Below are 17,930 nucleotides of genomic sequence, written 5' to 3'. Positions count from 1 at the left end.
AGTTAATGAGTATTAAGTTGCCCCAAAAATTGATGCTGCTAGGTTCAGGAGAACTAGGTAAGGAATTTGCGATCGCGGCTCAACGTCTTGGTAATTATGTGATTGCCGTTGACCGCTATGCTAATGCTCCAGCGATGCAGGTTGCTGATGCTTATGAAGTTATTTCTATGCTCAGTGCTGATGATTTAGAAGCTGTAGTGACAAAACATCAGCCAGATATTATTATACCAGAAATTGAAGCAATCAGAACCGAAAAACTGATTGAATTTGAACAGCGAGGGATTACAGTTATACCGACTGCGGCTGCCACTAACTATACAATGAATCGCGATAGAATTCGGGAACTGGCACATCAAGAATTAGGCGTGAGAACGGCTAAATATGGTTATGCAACAACTCTCGAAGAATTGATAGCAGTTTCTGATGAAATTGGCTTTCCTAATGTTGTTAAGCCTGTGATGTCATCCTCTGGGAAAGGTCAGTCTGTAGTGCAAAATAAGACTGAGGTTGAGAAAGCTTGGAATTATGCAATCGCTAATTCTAGAGGAGACAGTCAAAAGGTGATTGTAGAAGAGTTTATTAACTTTGAAATTGAGATAACTTTACTGACAATTAAACAGTGGAATGCACCGACAATTTTCTGCTCTCCCATTGGTCATCGCCAAGAACGAGGCGATTACCAAGAATCGTGGCAACCCGCAGAAATTTCTGAAGATAAAATATTAAAATCCCAAGAAATAGCTATAAAAGTTACTAATGCTTTAGGAGGAGCCGGAATTTTTGGCGTTGAATTTTTCATTACTAAAGATGAAGTGATTTTTTCGGAACTTTCTCCTAGACCCCACGATACGGGAATGGTGACATTAATCTCACAAAATCTCAATGAATTTGAACTACATCTACGAGCTATTTTAGACTTGCCAATTCCTCACATAGAACAGCTAGGAGCCTCAGCTAGTGCGGTAATTTTAGCATCAGAAAAATCTCATTCTATTGCTTTTAGTGGTGTAGCCGATGCTTTGTCGGAAAAAGATGTAGATATTAAATTATTTGGTAAACCTAATGCTCATCCATATCGGCGAATGGGCGTAGCTTTGGCGAAGGGTGTTAATGTCCAAGAGGCTAGGGAAAAGGCTACTAGAGCAGCAAGTAAAATCACAATTATCTAATTACTCTAGGGGTACACATCTGTGCCGTGGTGTCAACTTAAGCTCAAACGCTTGTCCCCACATACACTTTACAATGTTTTCTTTGTGTGTGAGCAGCATCAGCGATCGCTTTGTGTGTGAGGAAGACTCTGAAACGAACAAAAGCCGCCCACCATTAAAGCACAATTATAAAAAGTTTTGTAAATTATGCGTTTACACGCAAAAGCATCTGTTACAATAAGTATTTAATTTAATCAGTATATAAGTATTCCGTAATACTCTACGGTTACTAAAAATTCCAGCTTATTGGGCAAAAAGATTTAATTCGGACGCAATTAGCTTTTTCATCATTTTTATACTGAATTATCTCATGGGGTAAATAAGTAATAACTTTATCTTGACACAGCTAAGTATGTCTATGAGGGTTTCTCATATCCAGAAATTCAGCTTATGGAAATTTTGTATAGTAGCCTGTACTATCAGTTTCACCATCAGCGGTTGTACACTTGAAAAACGAGCGATGCTGCGAGTAACTGCCGAGACTTTTCGCGATCGAACAGCTGATGCTATTACATCGGTGAAGAAAATTTACCAACTGAATAATTTACCTATAGATGATAATTTAGTTGTCGATCAATTACTAACTGATGCCAGTATTGAATTCGGAATTCTTAGAGAAGTAAACAGCATTATCACCGGAGAAAGTCAGCAAAATCTCCAGTCATCAGATGTCGATCAAACACTCGACGCTTTGAAAGCAGAATATGATACAGCCGTTGATGTATTAAACAAGTTGGAAACAATTGATTATGAAAGTAAAAGGATAGTTGCTCAAACTGCCCAGCCAGCAAGATGTCTAACAGTAAAAATGCTACTTTTAGCCAAAAGAATTCAGGAAAGACCACCAAGACCAATGGATTGGGAACGGGTAATCATTAGTTCCAAGCTAAAGGATCTCGGTGAACGATATAGAAAGTTAAGTATATCTTCACAACCAGAAGCAGAAGAAATTAAGCGTCAAGTTATTGAAAAGATAGATGATTGGCGAAAGGTTAATGCTGCTGAACAACAAAGTTTGAATGAATCTATCTCGAAACTTTTGGCAGCAGCTGACACCGGGCGAAAACTTTCAGAACTTATTGACGACTATCCTAATCTTAATTTTGAAGTTATTGCTGCTAGAGTTACTCAGATTGTTGGGGTAACTACCAGTTTAACTGGTAACAATTACAATTCAACACTTAGTAATATTCACACTCTTGAAAGAGAAGTTAACAAAGATGAAGTTTTAAAAGAATTTATGAAAGAAATATCTCTCAAGAACAGACAGGTGCAACCACCATCTCAATTATGCCAATGATTTTTAGGGTACAACTAGTCACGTTGCTTCTCTACGAGACGCTGCACGTAGCTTGCTTCCCCAAAGGGGTACGCTCTGAATTCAAAATTCAAAATTCTTGCATTATTGATTCCCATAAATAAATTTAGGGGCTTGTATCCTTTTCGTTTTCGGTTATAAGTAACGTTCAAAATTAACTGAATATATAAATAATGTCCACCAATAATATTTTAGATACTTTTGCAGAAATAATTTTTCAGCTTCAAGAAATTAGTGGCAATCAAATCGATTTAGAAAAACTCAATAATACAGAAGAAAAATTACAAGATATTCTCTTTCAGCTTAATTTTGAACTTGTCAACGCCCAACGTCAAAAAAACTGGGAAAAAGTAAATAAGTTCCAGAGAGCAGTTAGCGAATGCAAACTTACTCTCGATCGGGTAAGAGCAGCAATTATAAATGTTAGTATCATCGGCATCAATCCAAAAAATCTGGCACAGATGCAGAAAATATTAGAGGAAATCGAGACTGCACGTAAAACTCAGGTAAACATAGATTTGGCTATCCGTTTACTAGGTTTTTTGCGTAAGCTGTTCCTGTAATTAAAATCCTAAATCTACAGCAATGCGGTGGGCGCAAGCAAACCCAGAAAAAGCGACTGCATTCAACCCTTGACCCGGAAAGGTACTATCCCCTACACAATAAAGTCCTGAAATAGCTGTGCGATTAAAGGGCATATTCAATAACCCCCACAACTTACGTCGGGGAATTGGCCCATAAGTGCCATCCTCACGACCCAAAAAGCGGCGATGGGTGCGTGGTGTCCCCACTTCTAAATAATCCAATCCGGCATCTAAACCGGGAAAAATCTTCTCTAGGCGGTCAATAATTCGCCAAGCCGCCTCTTCTTTGTTCGCTTCGTACTCACTTGGAGAAAGTTCTTGCCAATCATCAATCCAGTGAGGCGTGAAGGCATGAATGATGTGATATCCATTTGGTGCTAAATCTGGGTCAAGCAATGTGGGTATCGAAACAAACACTGTGCCTTCTGCTGCTGTCATCTTTTCCCAATCTTCCAGCAAAATATGGTGACACTCTGTCCCCGTAGGTAAAACTGACTCCTTTACTCCTATATGCAAACTCAAGAAGCTTGGAGATTTTTGATAGTTTTGTTGCCATTTTTTCTCATTATGTGGCATTTCATCTGCTGGTAGTAATTGTGTAAATGTATCCCAGCGTGTAGCATTAGAAACTATGCGTTTACCCCGATATACTTTACCATTAGCCAGTTGCACACCTACCGCTTTTCCCTGTTCTGTAAGAATTTTCGTGACTCTAGCTTGGTACTGAATCTTACCTCCAGCCTTCTCTAGACCTTCTACTAGTTTTTGGGCAATTTGTCCGACCCCACCTTTAGGATAGTTAACTCCACCATAATGTCTATCAGAAAAGACCATTCCAGCATTAATCATTGGTGTCATGTCTGATGGAACCACCGACCAGCAATAACATTCCATATCGATAAATTTCAATAATTGCGGGTCTTTGATGTAACGCCGCGCCACATCCCCAGCATTTTGAGGCAGATACTTGGCTAAACCGAGACACGCCAAAGGATGCTGGAAAAATACCCGCAGTAAATACCGAGGTTCTTCCAACGACAGCAAATCCATGCTGTTGAGGCACTTGAATACTTTTTGGCATTCGTCATAAAAACGACGAATCCCTTGTTCTTCATGGCGAAAATGAGCAGTAAGATTTTGCAAAAATTTTTCATAAACCCGGTCAACCTTCAGGTCTAAACCTTGGGGTAGATGATAGTGAATCTGTACCGGATCTGCGATCGCTTCTTGGCTGACATTTACACTTGATAATGCACGGGTGAGTAAGTTGGTAGTACCGTTCTGTCCCAGTCCAAAAATCATTGATGCGCCAACATCGAATCGATAGCCTTGGCGTTCAAAATAACCAGCGCTACCACCTGGAATCAAATAACGTTCCAGTACCAGCACTTTCGCTCCCTTCGCCGCTAACTGGGTCGCTGTTACTAATCCGCCAATCCCAGACCCAATTACGATTGCGTCATTTGTCATTTGTCATTTGTCCTTTGTCATTTGTCCCTTGTTCTTTGTCCCTTGTTCTTTGTCTAGAGTCAATCAATATTTACTAATGACCAATGACCAATGACCAATCAAAAAAAAGAGGGACGAGTCTGCTACTGCTGACTAATCCCGTCTGCCGATCCTTAAAAGAGAGGAGAACACTGTATAAGAATATAGCCTTGATTGAGAATAAATGTCAACTATTAATGAAAAATTTTATCAATAAAATTGAGATTGTTAATTTTAAGCTGTCAGCCGGATGCAGGAAAGAGTATTATGGTGTTTCAGTTGTTATACAATAAAAAGGCGCCTATTTCTGGCTATGACGCTACAATTGCGCGTTTATGTTCCACCCCATCCCCTGATCGAGCACTGGCTAGCAGTTGCCCGTGATGCAGGCACGCCTTCAGTATTGTTCCGCAGTGCCATGACTGAGTTGGGAAGATGGCTGACTTATGAAGCTGCACGAGACTGGTTGCCGACTCAAGAAACAGCAGTACAAAGTCCCTTAGATACCTGTCTGGCAACAGTAATAGATCCGCAAGTGCCTATGGCAGTAGTGCCGATTCTGCGGGCTGGGCTAGGATTACTAGAGGGAGCACAGACTTTACTGCCTTTAGCATCGATTTACCACCTCGGCTTGGCGCGAGATGAAGAGACACTGCAACCTCATTGTTATCTGAACAAGTTACCAGAAAAATTTGACCCCCAAACACGAGTATTAATTACCGATCCAATGTTGGCAACTGGAGGGTCAATCATGGCGGCAATGGCAGAATTGACACAACGAGGTGCCGATCCAACTCTGACGCGGATTGTTTGTGTAGTGGCGGCTCCGCCGGCTTTGCAAAAATTGAGTGAAGCTTATCCAGGTTTAATAATTTACACCGCTACTATTGACGAAAAACTGAACAGCAAGGGATATATTGTACCGGGATTAGGAGATGCAGGCGATCGCATTTTTGGGACTTAAGCTAGTATGCAGCTAGGGCAGGAAAATAGCATAACTACTGTAAAAGTTGCAAGGTTTGTGAAGGCGGTAAAGATATGAGTCAGCGAGATGGTTTTGGCAGTGGTTTTGTAGCAGGGGCGTTTGTTGGTGGCGTATTTGGCGGTGTTATCGGCGCACTGATTGCTTCTCGGCGCGATCCTCAATTGCTAATAGAAGAGGAGACAGAACTGACAGATAGCCAAGCCGAAGCGAAGAAAATAGCAGCAAAGCGGCGTCAGATGAAAGCCTCAGAAAGTGAGAGCAACGGTATAGAAACGGCCAGGCGATCGCTAGAAGATAAAATTGCCCAGCTAAATGCCACAATTGATGAAGTGCGAAATCAACTGGGAAAAGTGAATAGTAGTTCACCCCAAGCAACCAATGACCGCTCCCTCACTAAAGACTCCTGAAGTTTGTTCAGGCGTGGTGAAAGTGTCAAGTGTGGTAAACGTGAAATCCGCAAACACTTTTGACTTTGGACTAAATTAAAATTATAAAGATAAGACCGCGTTTGACACCTAGTAGGAAACAAAGCTATCCATGAGTTTACTGATTACGACACTAATTACCTTTGTCACCTTTTATAGCTATTTGCTAATTATCCGGGTTTTGCTAACCTGGTTCCCGACAATCAACTGGTATAACCAGCCATTTGCTGCTTTAGCCCAGATAACCGATCCCTATCTGAATCTATTCCGCTCAATTATTCCCCCATTGGGTGGTATGGATTTTTCGCCGATCTTAGCTTTCTTAGCACTCAATGTAGTTACTGGGCTTCTGAGTGCCATTCCATCTAACCTGCCCTTATAGAAAGATTTTGATTACTACCTTGGTAAAGAATTGTGTAGAGACGTTAAGTATACAAGCGTCTCTACAATTTTTTACGAATTACGAATTACCTACGCACTTGACCGCTAAACCCGGCAGCCTTAAACTGCTTTAGCTTCAACGGAGTAGGCTGATTCGCAGGTACGGAAATTCTCAATTCAAAATCGCTAATACCTGGTGGCACCTCGGTAATAGAGCCTAAGCGAGTGCGGTTTTGCATTACCGAGTCATTATTGGCATCATAGATGCGTCCAAAAATATCTGCGTCGTAGACTGTTTTATTAGTGCCATTTTCTGCTTTGCCAATGACAATAAAACAATTGGCTGCGGCGCTACCACTACTGATAACAGCGCCTTGTGCTAGTTCTGATGGACAATCTTTATAAGAGACATCAAATAGTTTAATCTGTGTCAGGGCTACAGCTGGGGGAACAATCACCCACGATAGAAAGGTAATGAGACAGCAAATAAAAACGACCGTGAGCGAACGCAACCGCATAAAAGACCCCGTGATTTAATTTAATAATTATTAACTGATAACCTCAGCTTACAACATACCCCTACTCTCTATTCTCTACTTCCCTGATTAATTCGCCACTGCAAATACCTGCTCCACTATCAATTCCCAATCAGGTACTATATCTGATGCAATGGTCGCCATACCCTTCAAGACCGTATCTTCATATTGTCCCTCCACCCACTTGCAAACGGTGATTTGTTTTAACTCAGGATCAACAATCCAGTATTCAGTAATGCCTCTAGCTGCGTATTCCGTGCGCTTTTCATTAGGGGTGTAAGGGTTTAAGGGTGTAAGGGTGTAAGGTGAAGTCCTTTGGATTGAAACCAAAGGACTTCACGGTTGCCCCAAGGGGCAGGGCTTTTGACGATGCGGGTGGTTGGGGTTAGTTCTTCCCCCCCGTACCACCATGCAACCCCCACACCCGCCCCAACGGGGCTTGGTAACGGTAATCGCGGCTGCGGTTCTCGGTTCCGGGACTGACGACTTCAACCACCAGCGCAGGCGGGGGCATATCGCGGGTAATCAGATTGCGAGGACTGCCAATCAAAGCCGCTTTTGACTCTTCCGTATGTACCACCAGATCGGGTAGGCGACAAGTTGCTCACTGCCCATTAACTTCAACTTCAATGTCCTTGTAAGCTAGCAAGGTAATAGGAAAACGCTTTGCCAACTCAAACAGTAAAAATTTGGCAATATCACAATTTTCCTGGCTCTGGGTTGGCATTTCTACTAGCTCTCCATCCACTAATTCATGGCGGGTATCAGTGCGATCGTCATAAGCCAGAAATTTCTCAAAAGTCAGGAGTTTTGTGGGATGCTGAGTTTGAGTCATGGCAATTTCCCTAACTAGGTGATAAATAGGTCAACACTAGAAAATATCAAACCGATACCAGGAACTCAGGAGACAGGAGACAGATTAACAATTCAAAATTCACGCATTCAAACATTTTAGACATTTTCAGACGAAGAGAAGTGCCTTGCGCGGGTTCCCCGCGTTGTGGCAACTTCGGGGGATTTAAACCCCGACTGAAACTGGTGCTACATATAGATGTAGGGGTCTTAAACCCTTTGATTTCCGATAAAGTTTTTCTCCTGACTCCTGACTTCCTTAAATATTAGGCATCTTACGTATAATTATGTCTATATTTAACTACAGGGTGATTGGAGACTTTAATTTAACATTTGTAATAATTAGGGGAATAACCCCTCAATTGCTATTAAATTATGACTCCAGATGAGATTGAAACAGCTATGCTTGCAGCCTTTAATAGTTGTGATGCCGCAAGCTGTCCTCTCACTGACACGCAGAAACAGATATTACTGCACATGGTCGAGCAAATTCAGGGAAATTCTGCCTCTGAGAAGTCAAATATTGCCAATCCCTTAGATGAACTTACCCCAGAGGAGTTAGAAGCATTTTTACAGTTTGTTAAGGATGAAGAACAACGCAACCGCACTTGGAAAGTGCAATTACTCAACGACTGGTTGCTAGAAAATGACTCTGGAACGGTACAATTTATTCGCCAACGCTATGGTTTACAGTGGCTGAATCGTGTTGAGTCATATCATTTTGACAAGTATTCTTATTTTGAAGATGCACTGAAGTTAAGAGTAGGCGATCGCATTGAAGTTTCCAATGGACTATGGGAATGGGTGCAGGAGAATGGGCCTTGTAAGCGGGAGTGGTTTCCTTGTATGGTGATTAAGGTTGAGGAAATTAGCGATGTCTACGACGGGCTACGCCTACGCGATGATTCCTCTACTAATTGCGTCATCCGCTTCTTTAACGGCGCTGAGTATGAAATTCAAGGAATGTATGAATGGAATCGCTATAATTGGCGCTGGCCTCAAAAGGAGTAAGGAGTGCTGAGTTTTTAATACTTGTGAATGAGTCTGCGAATAAAATCATTACCTGAACAACGCCCAAGCCAAAAACCTCTCAGTGTAATACAACGCTAATTGATTGCTTACACCGTTGAAAACAGCATCAAAAGCATGTTCTGCCCAAGGAATTTCGAGAAAAACCGCAGTGTTGCCAGAGTTATGTAAACGTTCATACATCTGTCTACCAAATCGCGCTTCCACCAAATGGTCGCGACTGCCGTAAATTAATAAAGTTGGCGGTAAAGGGTGCGTTAGGTAATTTATCGGTGAAGCGATTTGATACTGATTAGGCAATTCTTCTAAAGAACCACCAAGAAATGCTTTTAAAACAGCGCGGGTATTTATAGGATCGGGATTTGGTGGTGTTTTGTATCCTTCAGTTAAGTTAACAGGCCCGTAATAGTTCACCACAGCACGAATGGGTGGTGCATCGGGTTGATAAGCCGCTAGCATTGCTAGATGTGCCCCAGAAGAACGTCCTAAGAGTACCATACGTTCTGAATCGGCTTCATATTCAGCTGCATGTTTGCGAATAAAATTTAGGGCTGTACGCACATCATCTAACTGAGATGGAAACCGATATTGAGGTGCGTGTCGATAGTTGATCGCAAATACCGTATATCCATGATTAGCAATATATTGATTAAACTCAGAATTGGCATGAGTATTGCCATATTGCCAAGCTCCACCATAAATTACTACCACTGCTGGATATTTCCCTACCTCTGAGGGTTGGTAAACTTCCATTTTTAAAGGCACTCCTCTAGGAGAAGCAAAGAGAATATCTTTTTGATGACGCGTTTTACCTAATGCAATACTCCGAAAGAAATTAACTAAGTTAAAGGGATAAGTTTGCATTTTAGCCCTTACTTGGGGTGGAATTTGCTCTAGATAATTTGCTCCCAACCCTTGTTTCATCGCTTTAGCCATCTGCATTTGAGTTGATGGGATATTCACTAACACCCATCCACAAATTAGCAATCCGATTAAACTGAAAATACAAACTAAACGTTGTAGCTGACGGCGACGGATATAGAATAAAGACAGCAATAAAAAAAGCAAATTTAATAATAATAACCAAGGACTGACTTCTGGTGCTCCTACTGCTAGCGTGAGTAAAAACATATTTTGAGCAGGAAGAATAATCCAAGCACTAAGAAATAGACTTGCAAAACTGAGTAATAATGCAAGCAATGATAAAAGTATTTTGGGTTTAGCAAACATATTTAATGGTGATGCTGTCATGCTTCTAAAATGCCGCATTTAGGTCATTTTCAAAAATACAGCATTTGTGATCGCACCTGCGGAATCTGGGATATAAGCTGTAAAAAATTTATAATTAAAATCGGGTAATAATGACTTCAAAGAAGTACAATTTATCCGCTAATGCTAGGGCGTGTCATCAATTGAGCCAGATGACAGAAGCAGCCAGATAAATATAAATAGCACCTAGAAAGTTGGTTGCTCGTTTATCATAGCGAGTTGCGTAGGCGTAGCCCGCCGTAGGCATCGCCCGGTACTGTTTGAGTTTAGCAAAGAAGTTTTCAATTAAATGACGAGCTTTGTACAAATCTAAGTCGTAATCACGAGGATTGCTGCGGTTGCGCTTGAGTCGTTGGGGAAACTGAACCGCGCTTATTTGACTGCGCTAGAAGAAAAATTGTTGAGTATGTTGGAGTTTGAGTACGAGTATGGATAAGCCACCAAACAATATCTTGTTGGCATCAAGTCATTAACATAATTTAACCTATCTGTGGATAGATAGTAATAGTTTGAATAAAAGTATATTTTCAGTGACGAAAGATACATAAATTTCTAAAACATATGGCTGACATTGTTGATACTGCTGTTAGTGCTGGTTCCTTTAACACATTAGTAGCGGCAGTACAAGCTGCTGGTTTGGTGGATACCCTCAAGGGCGCTGGTCCATTTACGGTCTTTGCACCAACTGACGAAGCATTTTCTAAGCTACATGAAGGGACAGTAGACTCACTACTTGCTGACGTTCCACTACTGACAAGAATCTTAACTTATCATGTTGTTTCAGGGAAAGTGTTGTCAACAGATGTGGTCAATTTAGACTCTGCTCCAACCGTTGAAGGAAGCAGCATCAAAATTGATGCATCTAATGGTGTTGTGAAAATCAATGATGCGACAGTTATCACGCCAGATGTGGAAGCTGATAACGGTGTGATTCATGTGATTGACACAGTATTAATTCCTGAACCTGCATAGGCACTTGTTTCAATAGCTAATTTGTATTTCGATTTTGTAGGACAGCGATTATATTTAATTGCTGTCCTACAAATTTTTAGATGCAGTGCAGAGCAGGGGTGAGTGTTGGGCTTCGTTAACCATGTCGGTGAATTTAGTTTTAACGTGAGAATATGTGACAAAGACGGGAGCATCATAACCTATTATTTTTGACAAATACTTGATAGCTAACAAGTCAAAAGCATTCTTTCCTCTAAAACTTTATTTGTCCCACTAAAGCAGGGTTTCTATACTCGACTAAAAGATGACAAACCCTAAAATTGGCAATAGTTATACAATATAATTCAGAATTTAGAAGTAATATCAAGTTCGGATAATTAGTTATCATTGCAGTCTTTACATTACCCCTCCCTAACCCTCCCTGTATGTATTGGGGAGGGTGCGCGGTAGCGCGGGTGGGGTATTTTGGGATTTATAAGTGATTAAGCGAACTTGATATAAAACATTCTTGGGAGCATCTCACCTTTGCAAATATACCAGGCGATTAGAAATAGCGGCTACACAAACATTCGCCCTTGGCGTTCCCGGAGGGTAGGCTGCCTACGTGGACTCAAAGAATTTGAATGTATAGCCGCACATTCCATTCGCCAGGAGAAGCTTTGAGACTTAGCTTGTGTATTTCACTAACTTGAAATCCTCTGTTTGTTGTGAATTCTGATAACAGCATAAATTATTGCTGTTGTATCTGTTTTTGTACCCAAAGACGAAAAGTTTTGAGCGTTGCATTTCTACCTGCTGTTGTACTTTCCTCCAAATATTGGGGAATTGCTTCAATTAGTGAGAATAGAGGAAAATTTAGGCTTTGTTGAGATTCTACATAATATCCGTCTTGGAAAACATTAATTTGGAGCTTTCCTCGATCAAAACGCCAAAGTTCAGGCACTTTTAGGGCTTCATAAATATTAGGATGAGTACGAGAAGTAATATCAATTTCTAGAGCTAAATCTGGAGGAGGGTCTACTGCTAAATCTAGCCGTTTCTTGCCGCGAATCTTGGATTCATTTTTTATATAGAAACACTGATCGGGTTCTATACCTTGAGCCATTGCTTGATTTTTGAAAGTGGTAGAACCAAGGCTGATGAACTCAGTACTCAACTCTTCTAGAAGCGCTTTGACTAAATCGCTAATAATTTCTTTGTCATATTCATGTTCTGGCAGTGGTGCCATAATCTCCAGTATTCCCCTATCATAAGCAATTCGTGCTGCCCGGTGTTCCCCTAAATCTTCTAGAATTGCTTCTAATTCCTGCCAGGTTACATCTCGCAGTAGCACTCTTTGTCCTGGTGGAACATGGATGCGCTTTAATTCCAACAACATCATCTCCACTCCCAGTAGTTGAAACCTAAATTTAGCTTACTCTAGTTAAATGATTCGCTGCGACAATTTTTGCTGCTTCATCGCTAGATTCTCGGTTAGACATCGCTTGCTTGAAGAAGCCCTTTATAGAAGTGTATGCTGGAGCGATCGCTTTGAAAAAGAAAAGAAAAAACCTCTGGAGTTCCCAGAGGCTTTGGTTCCTGATTTAGTTTCTACTTGTTACTCCAATTTGTCCTCAATCATTTCCCGATAATGAAGAAAATTATTTGAACAACAAGATCCCCGACTTCTCTAAGAATTCGGGGATCTGAGCCTTACGATTTTATTTGGATATTGAATGTCTACCTATCTACGCTATTAATTCTTCACCTGTGGCTGCGAACCAGGAATCGTTACATCTATTGGTGTTACCTGTTTAGCTAACTGTGTCAATGGCGGTTGAATGGCGGTTTGATTCCCCACTACTAGAGTCACAATCTTTTCTGGCTTGAGGTATTCTCGTGCTACCCGTTGGACATCGGCTGCGGTGGTGGCGGCGACGGCTTTTTGATAGCGAAAGAGAAAATCAGCAGGATAGCCGTAATATTCGTATCGCATCAACCGTGATAAGGTTTGGCTGGGGTCTTGAAAGTTAAACACAAAGGAGTTGAGTGTAGACTCTTTGGCAAAAGCTAGTTCTTTTGCTGTCACTCTTTGAGTTTGGGTGCGCTTGATTTCAGCTTGTAAAGCTTTGACAAATTGGACAGTAGCATCCGATCGCGTTTCTCCACCAGCAATAAATATGCCAGGATAATCGTAGCGGGGACTCCACTGGCCGTAGACAGAGTAAGCTAAACCTTGACGCGATCGCAATTCATTAAATAAGCGTCCACCAAATCCATTTAACACTCCATTCAATACATCCAGCGCTGCATAATCGGGATTGTCGAAACGTCCGCCCAAATGCCCGATAAGCACACTACTTTGTGTCAGTTGGGGCTGATTGACAAAAAAGACTCCACCTGTATTAGCTGGCGAAACCTTTGGTAATGTGGGTTTAGCAATACCTGGGTTACGCTGCCAACCGCCAAACTTAGCTTGAATGAGCGATCGCATTTTCTTACTCTCAAAATCGCCCACAATCCCCAAAATTATATTATTGGGGTGGAAATATTGCTGATAAAACTTGAGCAAATCCTCACGCTCAACCTTATCCACCGTTGCATACTCTATCGTGCGAGAGTATGGGCTATCTTTCCCATAGAGCAATTTTTTAAATTCCCGACTAGCAATCCCATCTGGATTATCATTACGACGGGCAATGCCACCTTTGGCTTGTGTCTTAGCCAAGTCTAGCTTTTCTTGAGCAAATACAGGCGATCGCAACACCTCAGCAAACAACCCAAACACCGTTTCTAAATCTTCACTGAGTGCGTCAAAGCTATCACTACCAGAAGCTTCACCAATACCAACTTCCACAGATGCTGCCCGTTGTTCCAATATCTCGTTGAGTTCATCAGGCGAATGGTTCTTAGTTCCTCCAGTTCGCATTACCCCGCCTGTAAAACCAGCCAACCCAACTTTTTCCATTGGTTCCAAGCGATTCCCTGTCCGCACAAACGCCGTACCATTCACCAATGGTAACTCGTGATCTTCCATTAAATACACAACCAAGCCATTTTGCAGCACAAACCGCTCATACTTGGGTAACTTAATCTCAGGTAGCGGTGGTAGCTGCAATTGTGTGTAATGTTTCGCCTCAGCCGTCGCCGCCAGAGAAAAATTACAAGTTAAAAGTAAGCACGCAAAAACAGCAACCAAAGCATAAATCAACCCCTTCCTATTTTGAATTTTCAACGCTATCTGCCTTTTACCTTTCACCTTGTACCTCTGCATATCTCTCTTCCTTTGCGCCCTTTGCAGTTTGTTTTTCATGCTTCTTTCGACAACAACTTACCAATCGTGCGATTTTCTGGCGTAAACGTCTTTTTTGCCACGCGCACAATATCAGCCGTCGTCACCGCTGAAATGTCATCCAACTGCTTAAACAAATTCCGCCAAGAGCCAGTTTTCACCTCATATTCCAACAATTGTTGAGCCATGCCCATATTGGAATCGAGAGTACGTAACAAACTCGCCCGTGCTTGGGTTTTCACCCGTTGCAAATCAGCCGCCGCTACAGGCTCAGTTTTTAATTTGTCAATTTCTTGACGCAAAGCTACTGCCAACTCATCAACTGTATGACCAGGAGCTGTGAGAGCATAGAAAAAGATCAAGTTTGGGTACTTATCTCCAGGAAATCCACTGTAACCTTGAGCATTTAGCGCCAAACGCTGCTTTTCTACCAAAGATTTATATAGCCGCGACGTGCGTCCATCACTTAATAAACTGCCAATGATTTCATAGACGGCATTATCTGGATGGGTAATTGCCGGACGATGATAACCTTCTAAATACCAGGGTTGAGAAGGTAGCTGTAAACTAACTTCCTGTGTTTGTTGTTGTGGTGGTTCCACTGGAATTTCTTCAGCAGCTTTGGTTTTGGCTTGATAGCGGCCAAAATAAGTTTGCGCCAGTTTTTTCACCTGAGTGGGATTTACATCTCCGACAATAGCGATCGCTAAATTACTTGGTACGTAGTGAGTATCAAAAAACTTTTGGACATCTTCTGGTGTCAGATTGCGGATATCTTCGTCATAACCAATCACCGGACGCCTGTAGGGATGGGCTTTGTAAGCAGTATCGATAAACTTTTCCACCATCAATCCAATGGGTGAATTCTCCACCCGCATCCGTCGTTCTTCTAAAATTACATCTTTCTCTTTATAAAATTCACGACGAATTACCGGATCGAGAAATCGTTCCGACTCCAACGACATCCAAAGTTCTAGCTTATTGGCAGGAAAGCTGTAAAAATAACGAGTGGCTTCGGTTGAAGTGTTGGCATTTAAACCCACGCCTCCCGCTTGTTCGACAATTTGCCCCAATTCATTTTGCTTGACTAACTTACCTGCTTGCGATTCCACTTGCTCAAACTCAGTTTGTAACCGAACAACATCAGCTTTTTTGCCATCGGCTTTCGCTGTTTTAATTTGAGCATTCAACTGCTCTAAGGTATCTAGTAGCGGTTTTTCTTTTTTGTAGTCTTGTGTACCAATGCGCGTTGTGCCTTTAAACGCCAAATGTTCTAGAAAGTGAGCTACACCAGTTTTGCCATCTGGCTCATCCACACCACCCACATTCGCATAAGTAAGAAAAGAAACTACGGGCGCTTGATGTCGTTCCAAGACAATGAATTTCAAACCATTGTCGAGGCGAAACTCCGTTAATTGCTTAATAACTCGATCGAGATAAGGTTGGATTGAACTTTGAACTGGTGGGGTTTGAGTTTTAGCTGCTTGAGGAGGTGCTGTCTGAGTTTGAGCTAGAGCGACTTCTGGCAGCAATCCCCACGAGAAGATAATTAAAGTCAACAAAGTGACAAACAACCGTCGTAATATGACAGATACTCGATCTAACCAATCAAAAATCCCCAATCTAAAATCTAAAATTGACCGACTGCTCTGGTTCATAAGCGAAAATTAAAATAAAGTTACATTACCTAAATAACAGGATACTCAGCAAAAGAGCGTTAATCTTGTATTAAGTTTTCAGTGGCTCTTTGCACTTGACATTAGACAATAATGCTACAAGTCTTGTTACGGATATCTAACCATAACTTTTATGCGAGTTTTTAATTCTTCCCCGCCCTCAGAGGCTCAGACGCGCACCCGGATTTTACAGGCAGCGCAACGGTTGTTTGCTTCTCAAGGATTTGACGGTACTACCACCCGCGACTTAGCACAAGCAGCAGGTATAGCTGAAGGTACTCTATTTCGTCATTTTCCGAATAAAAAAGCAATTTTGGTAGAAGTAGCCACGAGTGGCTGGGTAGAGATTCTTACAGATTTGCTCACAGAATTAAGTGAAATGGGTAGCTATAAAGCCGTTGCTCAGGTGATGCGCCGTCGGATGTGGAATTTCCAAAAAAATGCTGATTTGATGCGTGTTTGTTTTATGGAGGTGCAGTTTCACCCCGATTTGCGCGATCGCATTCAATCAGAAGTCATTACCAAAATGACTGATGTCGGTGAAGCATTCTTTCAAACAGCGATGGATAAAGGCATTTATCGTCAAGGGGACGCGAAGCTAGTTGCGAAAGTTTTCTTAGGAATGTTTGCGATCGCAGGTTTTTCTAACAACACCCTGATAGAACCTGATGCCTCTCCCCAACAAATGCAGGAAATGGCCGAAGGACTTGCTGATATCTTTCTTAATGGTGTTTTAGCTAAAGATTAGGGAGTGGGGAATTGGGCATTGGGAATTGGGCATTGGGAATTGGGCATGGAGAAGAGACAAAGGAGACAAGAAAGAAGGGGGAGACAAGGGAGAGATTTATTCAATAATTCCCCCTCATCTCCCTTATCCCCCTCATCTCCCCCTGCTCCCCTGCTCCCCTGCTCCCCTGCTCCCCTGCTCCCCACTCAGCACTCAGCACTCAGCACTCAGCACTATTTTCGCTTGCTGACTCCACTGTTGTACTAGCTCAATTGCTGGACACAAATCTCGGCGCTGCATTGTTGCTACCTGCAAGCGCATAATTTGTTGGTGCAATCTGTGAGTGGGAGTTTGAGCTAACTGCATTACAGAACCAATACCTGCATGAAGCAATAAACCACAATATTGTGTCCCGACACTAGGAATACGCGCCAAGTCAGCTAAAGCCATCCATTTATTTACATATTGAAGATGAATCTGTAGTTTATTTGCTAACACCAGTCTTGACTCTAGAGTTTTACCTTGTTTGACTAAGGCTACTGTGCTAGTAATTCCACAATTTTGGAGTTGAGATTGTTCCTCATGGCTCAGTCCAGGTAATTGCTCAATTGGCCAATCACGAGATTGGATAGTAGTTCTACTATCTTTGTGTTTAGCAGACATTTTTGAAATAAAAATATAGGCTTGTTTAAATATTGTGACAGTTGTTTCTCCTTTAAAAGTACACTCTTACGGTTTAGTATTTGTATTGACGTGCAATTTTAACTCAATCTTCTGCAATACGATTGTTTCGCCTAACAAACATTAGATATCTTGCAAAACTCCCTAACTAGCCCCTAATATGATGTTCGAATAATTAACCATAATAACCGGAACCCCACCCCGCAAAAGCTGCGCTTTAGCTCCCCGCTTGCGGGGCTACGGTGTATACACAAGTCTGAAATAGTTACTCACCTGGTTTTTCGCGTCAGTTTTACCCCACCCTAACCCTCCCCTTAGAAAGGCTACGGTGTACACACAAGTCTCTACGTTGTTCTTTGAATCTGGGTTTTACCCCACCCTAACCACTGCTTGAATTCAATGAACGATACCTCCAATTCAATAAACGACCACCCGAAATCAATAAATGACCACCCGAATTCAATAAACGACCACCCGAATTCAATAAATGACCACCCGAATTCAATAAACGACCACCCGAATTCAATAAACGACCACCCGAATTCAATA

At 41.8% G+C, this 17,930-nt stretch carries 20 protein-coding genes and 1 pseudogene; 10 read left to right on the top strand and 11 right to left on the bottom strand.

Annotated features, from left to right (window positions below; genetic code table 11):
- Window positions 1-5 precede the first annotated feature (5 nt).
- The 3 genes from purT (at window position 6) to HWQ58_RS36260 (ending at window position 3,089) form a co-directional block, all read left to right on the top strand.
- On the top strand, window positions 6-1,169 hold the full coding sequence (gene purT, locus HWQ58_RS36270; protein WP_292873417.1) for a formate-dependent phosphoribosylglycinamide formyltransferase: 1,164 nt from the start codon (window positions 6-8) through the stop codon (window positions 1,167-1,169).
- 397 nt (window positions 1,170-1,566) lie between these two features.
- Window positions 1,567-2,508, top strand: a complete 942-nt coding sequence (locus tag HWQ58_RS36265; protein ID WP_292873415.1) for a hypothetical protein — start codon at window positions 1,567-1,569, stop codon at window positions 2,506-2,508.
- A gap of 191 nt (window positions 2,509-2,699) precedes the next feature.
- The gene (locus HWQ58_RS36260; RefSeq protein WP_292873413.1) at window positions 2,700-3,089 is read left to right on the top strand and encodes a hypothetical protein; all 390 of its coding nucleotides are present in this window, start codon (window positions 2,700-2,702) and stop codon (window positions 3,087-3,089) included.
- Here HWQ58_RS36260 and crtH read toward each other — a convergent pair whose 3' ends face one another.
- Complete coding sequence (gene crtH, locus HWQ58_RS36255) at window positions 3,090-4,580, bottom strand: carotenoid isomerase (RefSeq protein WP_292873411.1); 1,491 nt, start codon at window positions 4,578-4,580, stop codon at window positions 3,090-3,092.
- A 331-nt stretch (window positions 4,581-4,911) separates the two neighbouring features.
- On the opposite strand from crtH, the gene upp reads away from it, so the two are divergent.
- The 3 genes from upp to HWQ58_RS36240 all read left to right on the top strand — a co-directional run bounded on the left by upp (window position 4,912) and on the right by HWQ58_RS36240 (window position 6,390).
- Window positions 4,912-5,562, top strand: a complete 651-nt coding sequence (upp, locus tag HWQ58_RS36250) for a uracil phosphoribosyltransferase (protein ID WP_292873409.1) — start codon at window positions 4,912-4,914, stop codon at window positions 5,560-5,562.
- Between the two features lie 74 nt (window positions 5,563-5,636).
- Window positions 5,637-5,990, top strand: coding sequence for a hypothetical protein (locus tag HWQ58_RS36245; protein WP_292873407.1), 354 nt, complete (start codon window positions 5,637-5,639; stop codon window positions 5,988-5,990).
- A 130-nt stretch (window positions 5,991-6,120) separates the two neighbouring features.
- Window positions 6,121-6,390: a YggT family protein gene (locus tag HWQ58_RS36240; RefSeq protein WP_292785188.1), complete on the top strand. Its 270-nt coding sequence runs from the start codon at window positions 6,121-6,123 to the stop codon at window positions 6,388-6,390.
- Window positions 6,391-6,475: 85 nt separating this feature from the next.
- Here HWQ58_RS36240 and HWQ58_RS36235 read toward each other — a convergent pair whose 3' ends face one another.
- Both HWQ58_RS36235 and HWQ58_RS36230 read right to left on the bottom strand, forming a co-directional pair.
- Complete coding sequence (locus HWQ58_RS36235; RefSeq protein ID WP_292873405.1) at window positions 6,476-6,907, bottom strand: biotin carboxylase; 432 nt, start codon at window positions 6,905-6,907, stop codon at window positions 6,476-6,478.
- A gap of 87 nt (window positions 6,908-6,994) precedes the next feature.
- A complete protein-coding gene (locus HWQ58_RS36230) occupies window positions 6,995-7,255 on the bottom strand; it encodes a Uma2 family endonuclease (protein ID WP_366839264.1) in 261 nt (86 codons plus the stop codon).
- A gap of 79 nt (window positions 7,256-7,334) precedes the next feature.
- Here HWQ58_RS36230 and HWQ58_RS36225 point away from each other — a divergent pair, with 79 nt between their 5' ends.
- Window positions 7,335-7,487: a hypothetical protein gene (locus HWQ58_RS36225; protein ID WP_292873403.1), complete on the top strand. Its 153-nt coding sequence runs from the start codon at window positions 7,335-7,337 to the stop codon at window positions 7,485-7,487.
- 42 nt (window positions 7,488-7,529) lie between these two features.
- Here the strand turns inward: HWQ58_RS36225 and HWQ58_RS36220 are convergent, their stop codons facing one another.
- A complete protein-coding gene (locus tag HWQ58_RS36220; RefSeq protein ID WP_292873401.1) occupies window positions 7,530-7,760 on the bottom strand; it encodes a Uma2 family endonuclease in 231 nt (76 codons plus the stop codon).
- A 392-nt stretch (window positions 7,761-8,152) separates the two neighbouring features.
- Between HWQ58_RS36220 and HWQ58_RS36215 the strand changes: the two genes are divergently transcribed.
- Window positions 8,153-8,788: a hypothetical protein gene (locus tag HWQ58_RS36215; RefSeq protein ID WP_292873399.1), complete on the top strand. Its 636-nt coding sequence runs from the start codon at window positions 8,153-8,155 to the stop codon at window positions 8,786-8,788.
- A 48-nt stretch (window positions 8,789-8,836) separates the two neighbouring features.
- Here the strand turns inward: HWQ58_RS36215 and HWQ58_RS36210 are convergent, their stop codons facing one another.
- The gene (locus HWQ58_RS36210) at window positions 8,837-10,036 is read right to left on the bottom strand and encodes an alpha/beta hydrolase (RefSeq protein WP_292873622.1); all 1,200 of its coding nucleotides are present in this window, start codon (window positions 10,034-10,036) and stop codon (window positions 8,837-8,839) included.
- Between the two features lie 178 nt (window positions 10,037-10,214).
- Window positions 10,215-10,400, bottom strand: a pseudogene (locus HWQ58_RS36205) (hypothetical protein); the annotation flags it as partial.
- Window positions 10,401-10,636: 236 nt separating this feature from the next.
- On the opposite strand from HWQ58_RS36205, the gene HWQ58_RS36200 reads away from it, so the two are divergent.
- Window positions 10,637-11,047: a fasciclin domain-containing protein gene (locus HWQ58_RS36200; RefSeq protein WP_292873397.1), complete on the top strand. Its 411-nt coding sequence runs from the start codon at window positions 10,637-10,639 to the stop codon at window positions 11,045-11,047.
- 709 nt (window positions 11,048-11,756) lie between these two features.
- On the opposite strand, the gene HWQ58_RS36195 is transcribed toward HWQ58_RS36200, so the two are convergent.
- The 3 genes from HWQ58_RS36195 to HWQ58_RS36185 form a co-directional block, all read right to left on the bottom strand.
- Window positions 11,757-12,404, bottom strand: coding sequence for a Uma2 family endonuclease (locus tag HWQ58_RS36195; RefSeq protein ID WP_292873620.1), 648 nt, complete (start codon window positions 12,402-12,404; stop codon window positions 11,757-11,759).
- Window positions 12,405-12,761: 357 nt separating this feature from the next.
- Window positions 12,762-14,279, bottom strand: a complete 1,518-nt coding sequence (locus HWQ58_RS36190) for a pitrilysin family protein (RefSeq protein WP_292873395.1) — start codon at window positions 14,277-14,279, stop codon at window positions 12,762-12,764.
- Window positions 14,280-14,314: 35 nt separating this feature from the next.
- On the bottom strand, window positions 14,315-15,955 hold the full coding sequence (locus tag HWQ58_RS36185) for a pitrilysin family protein (RefSeq protein ID WP_292873393.1): 1,641 nt from the start codon (window positions 15,953-15,955) through the stop codon (window positions 14,315-14,317).
- Between the two features lie 151 nt (window positions 15,956-16,106).
- Here HWQ58_RS36185 and HWQ58_RS36180 point away from each other — a divergent pair, with 151 nt between their 5' ends.
- Window positions 16,107-16,721 carry a TetR/AcrR family transcriptional regulator gene (locus HWQ58_RS36180; RefSeq protein ID WP_292873391.1) on the top strand — a complete coding sequence of 205 codons (615 nt, stop codon included), beginning with the start codon at window positions 16,107-16,109 and terminating at the stop codon, window positions 16,719-16,721.
- A gap of 192 nt (window positions 16,722-16,913) precedes the next feature.
- On the opposite strand, the gene HWQ58_RS36175 is transcribed toward HWQ58_RS36180, so the two are convergent.
- Both HWQ58_RS36175 and HWQ58_RS36170 read right to left on the bottom strand, forming a co-directional pair.
- Window positions 16,914-17,363: a DUF4332 domain-containing protein gene (locus tag HWQ58_RS36175; RefSeq protein ID WP_292873389.1), complete on the bottom strand. Its 450-nt coding sequence runs from the start codon at window positions 17,361-17,363 to the stop codon at window positions 16,914-16,916.
- Window positions 17,364-17,725: 362 nt separating this feature from the next.
- On the bottom strand, window positions 17,726-17,930 hold a 205-nt coding region (locus HWQ58_RS36170), incomplete at its 5' end, for a hypothetical protein (RefSeq protein WP_292873387.1).

The organism is Nostoc sp. LPT, assembly GCF_017115165.1.
Taxonomy (GTDB): domain Bacteria; phylum Cyanobacteriota; class Cyanobacteriia; order Cyanobacteriales; family Nostocaceae; genus Nostoc.
This window is presented reverse-complemented; position numbering and strand designations above follow the sequence as displayed.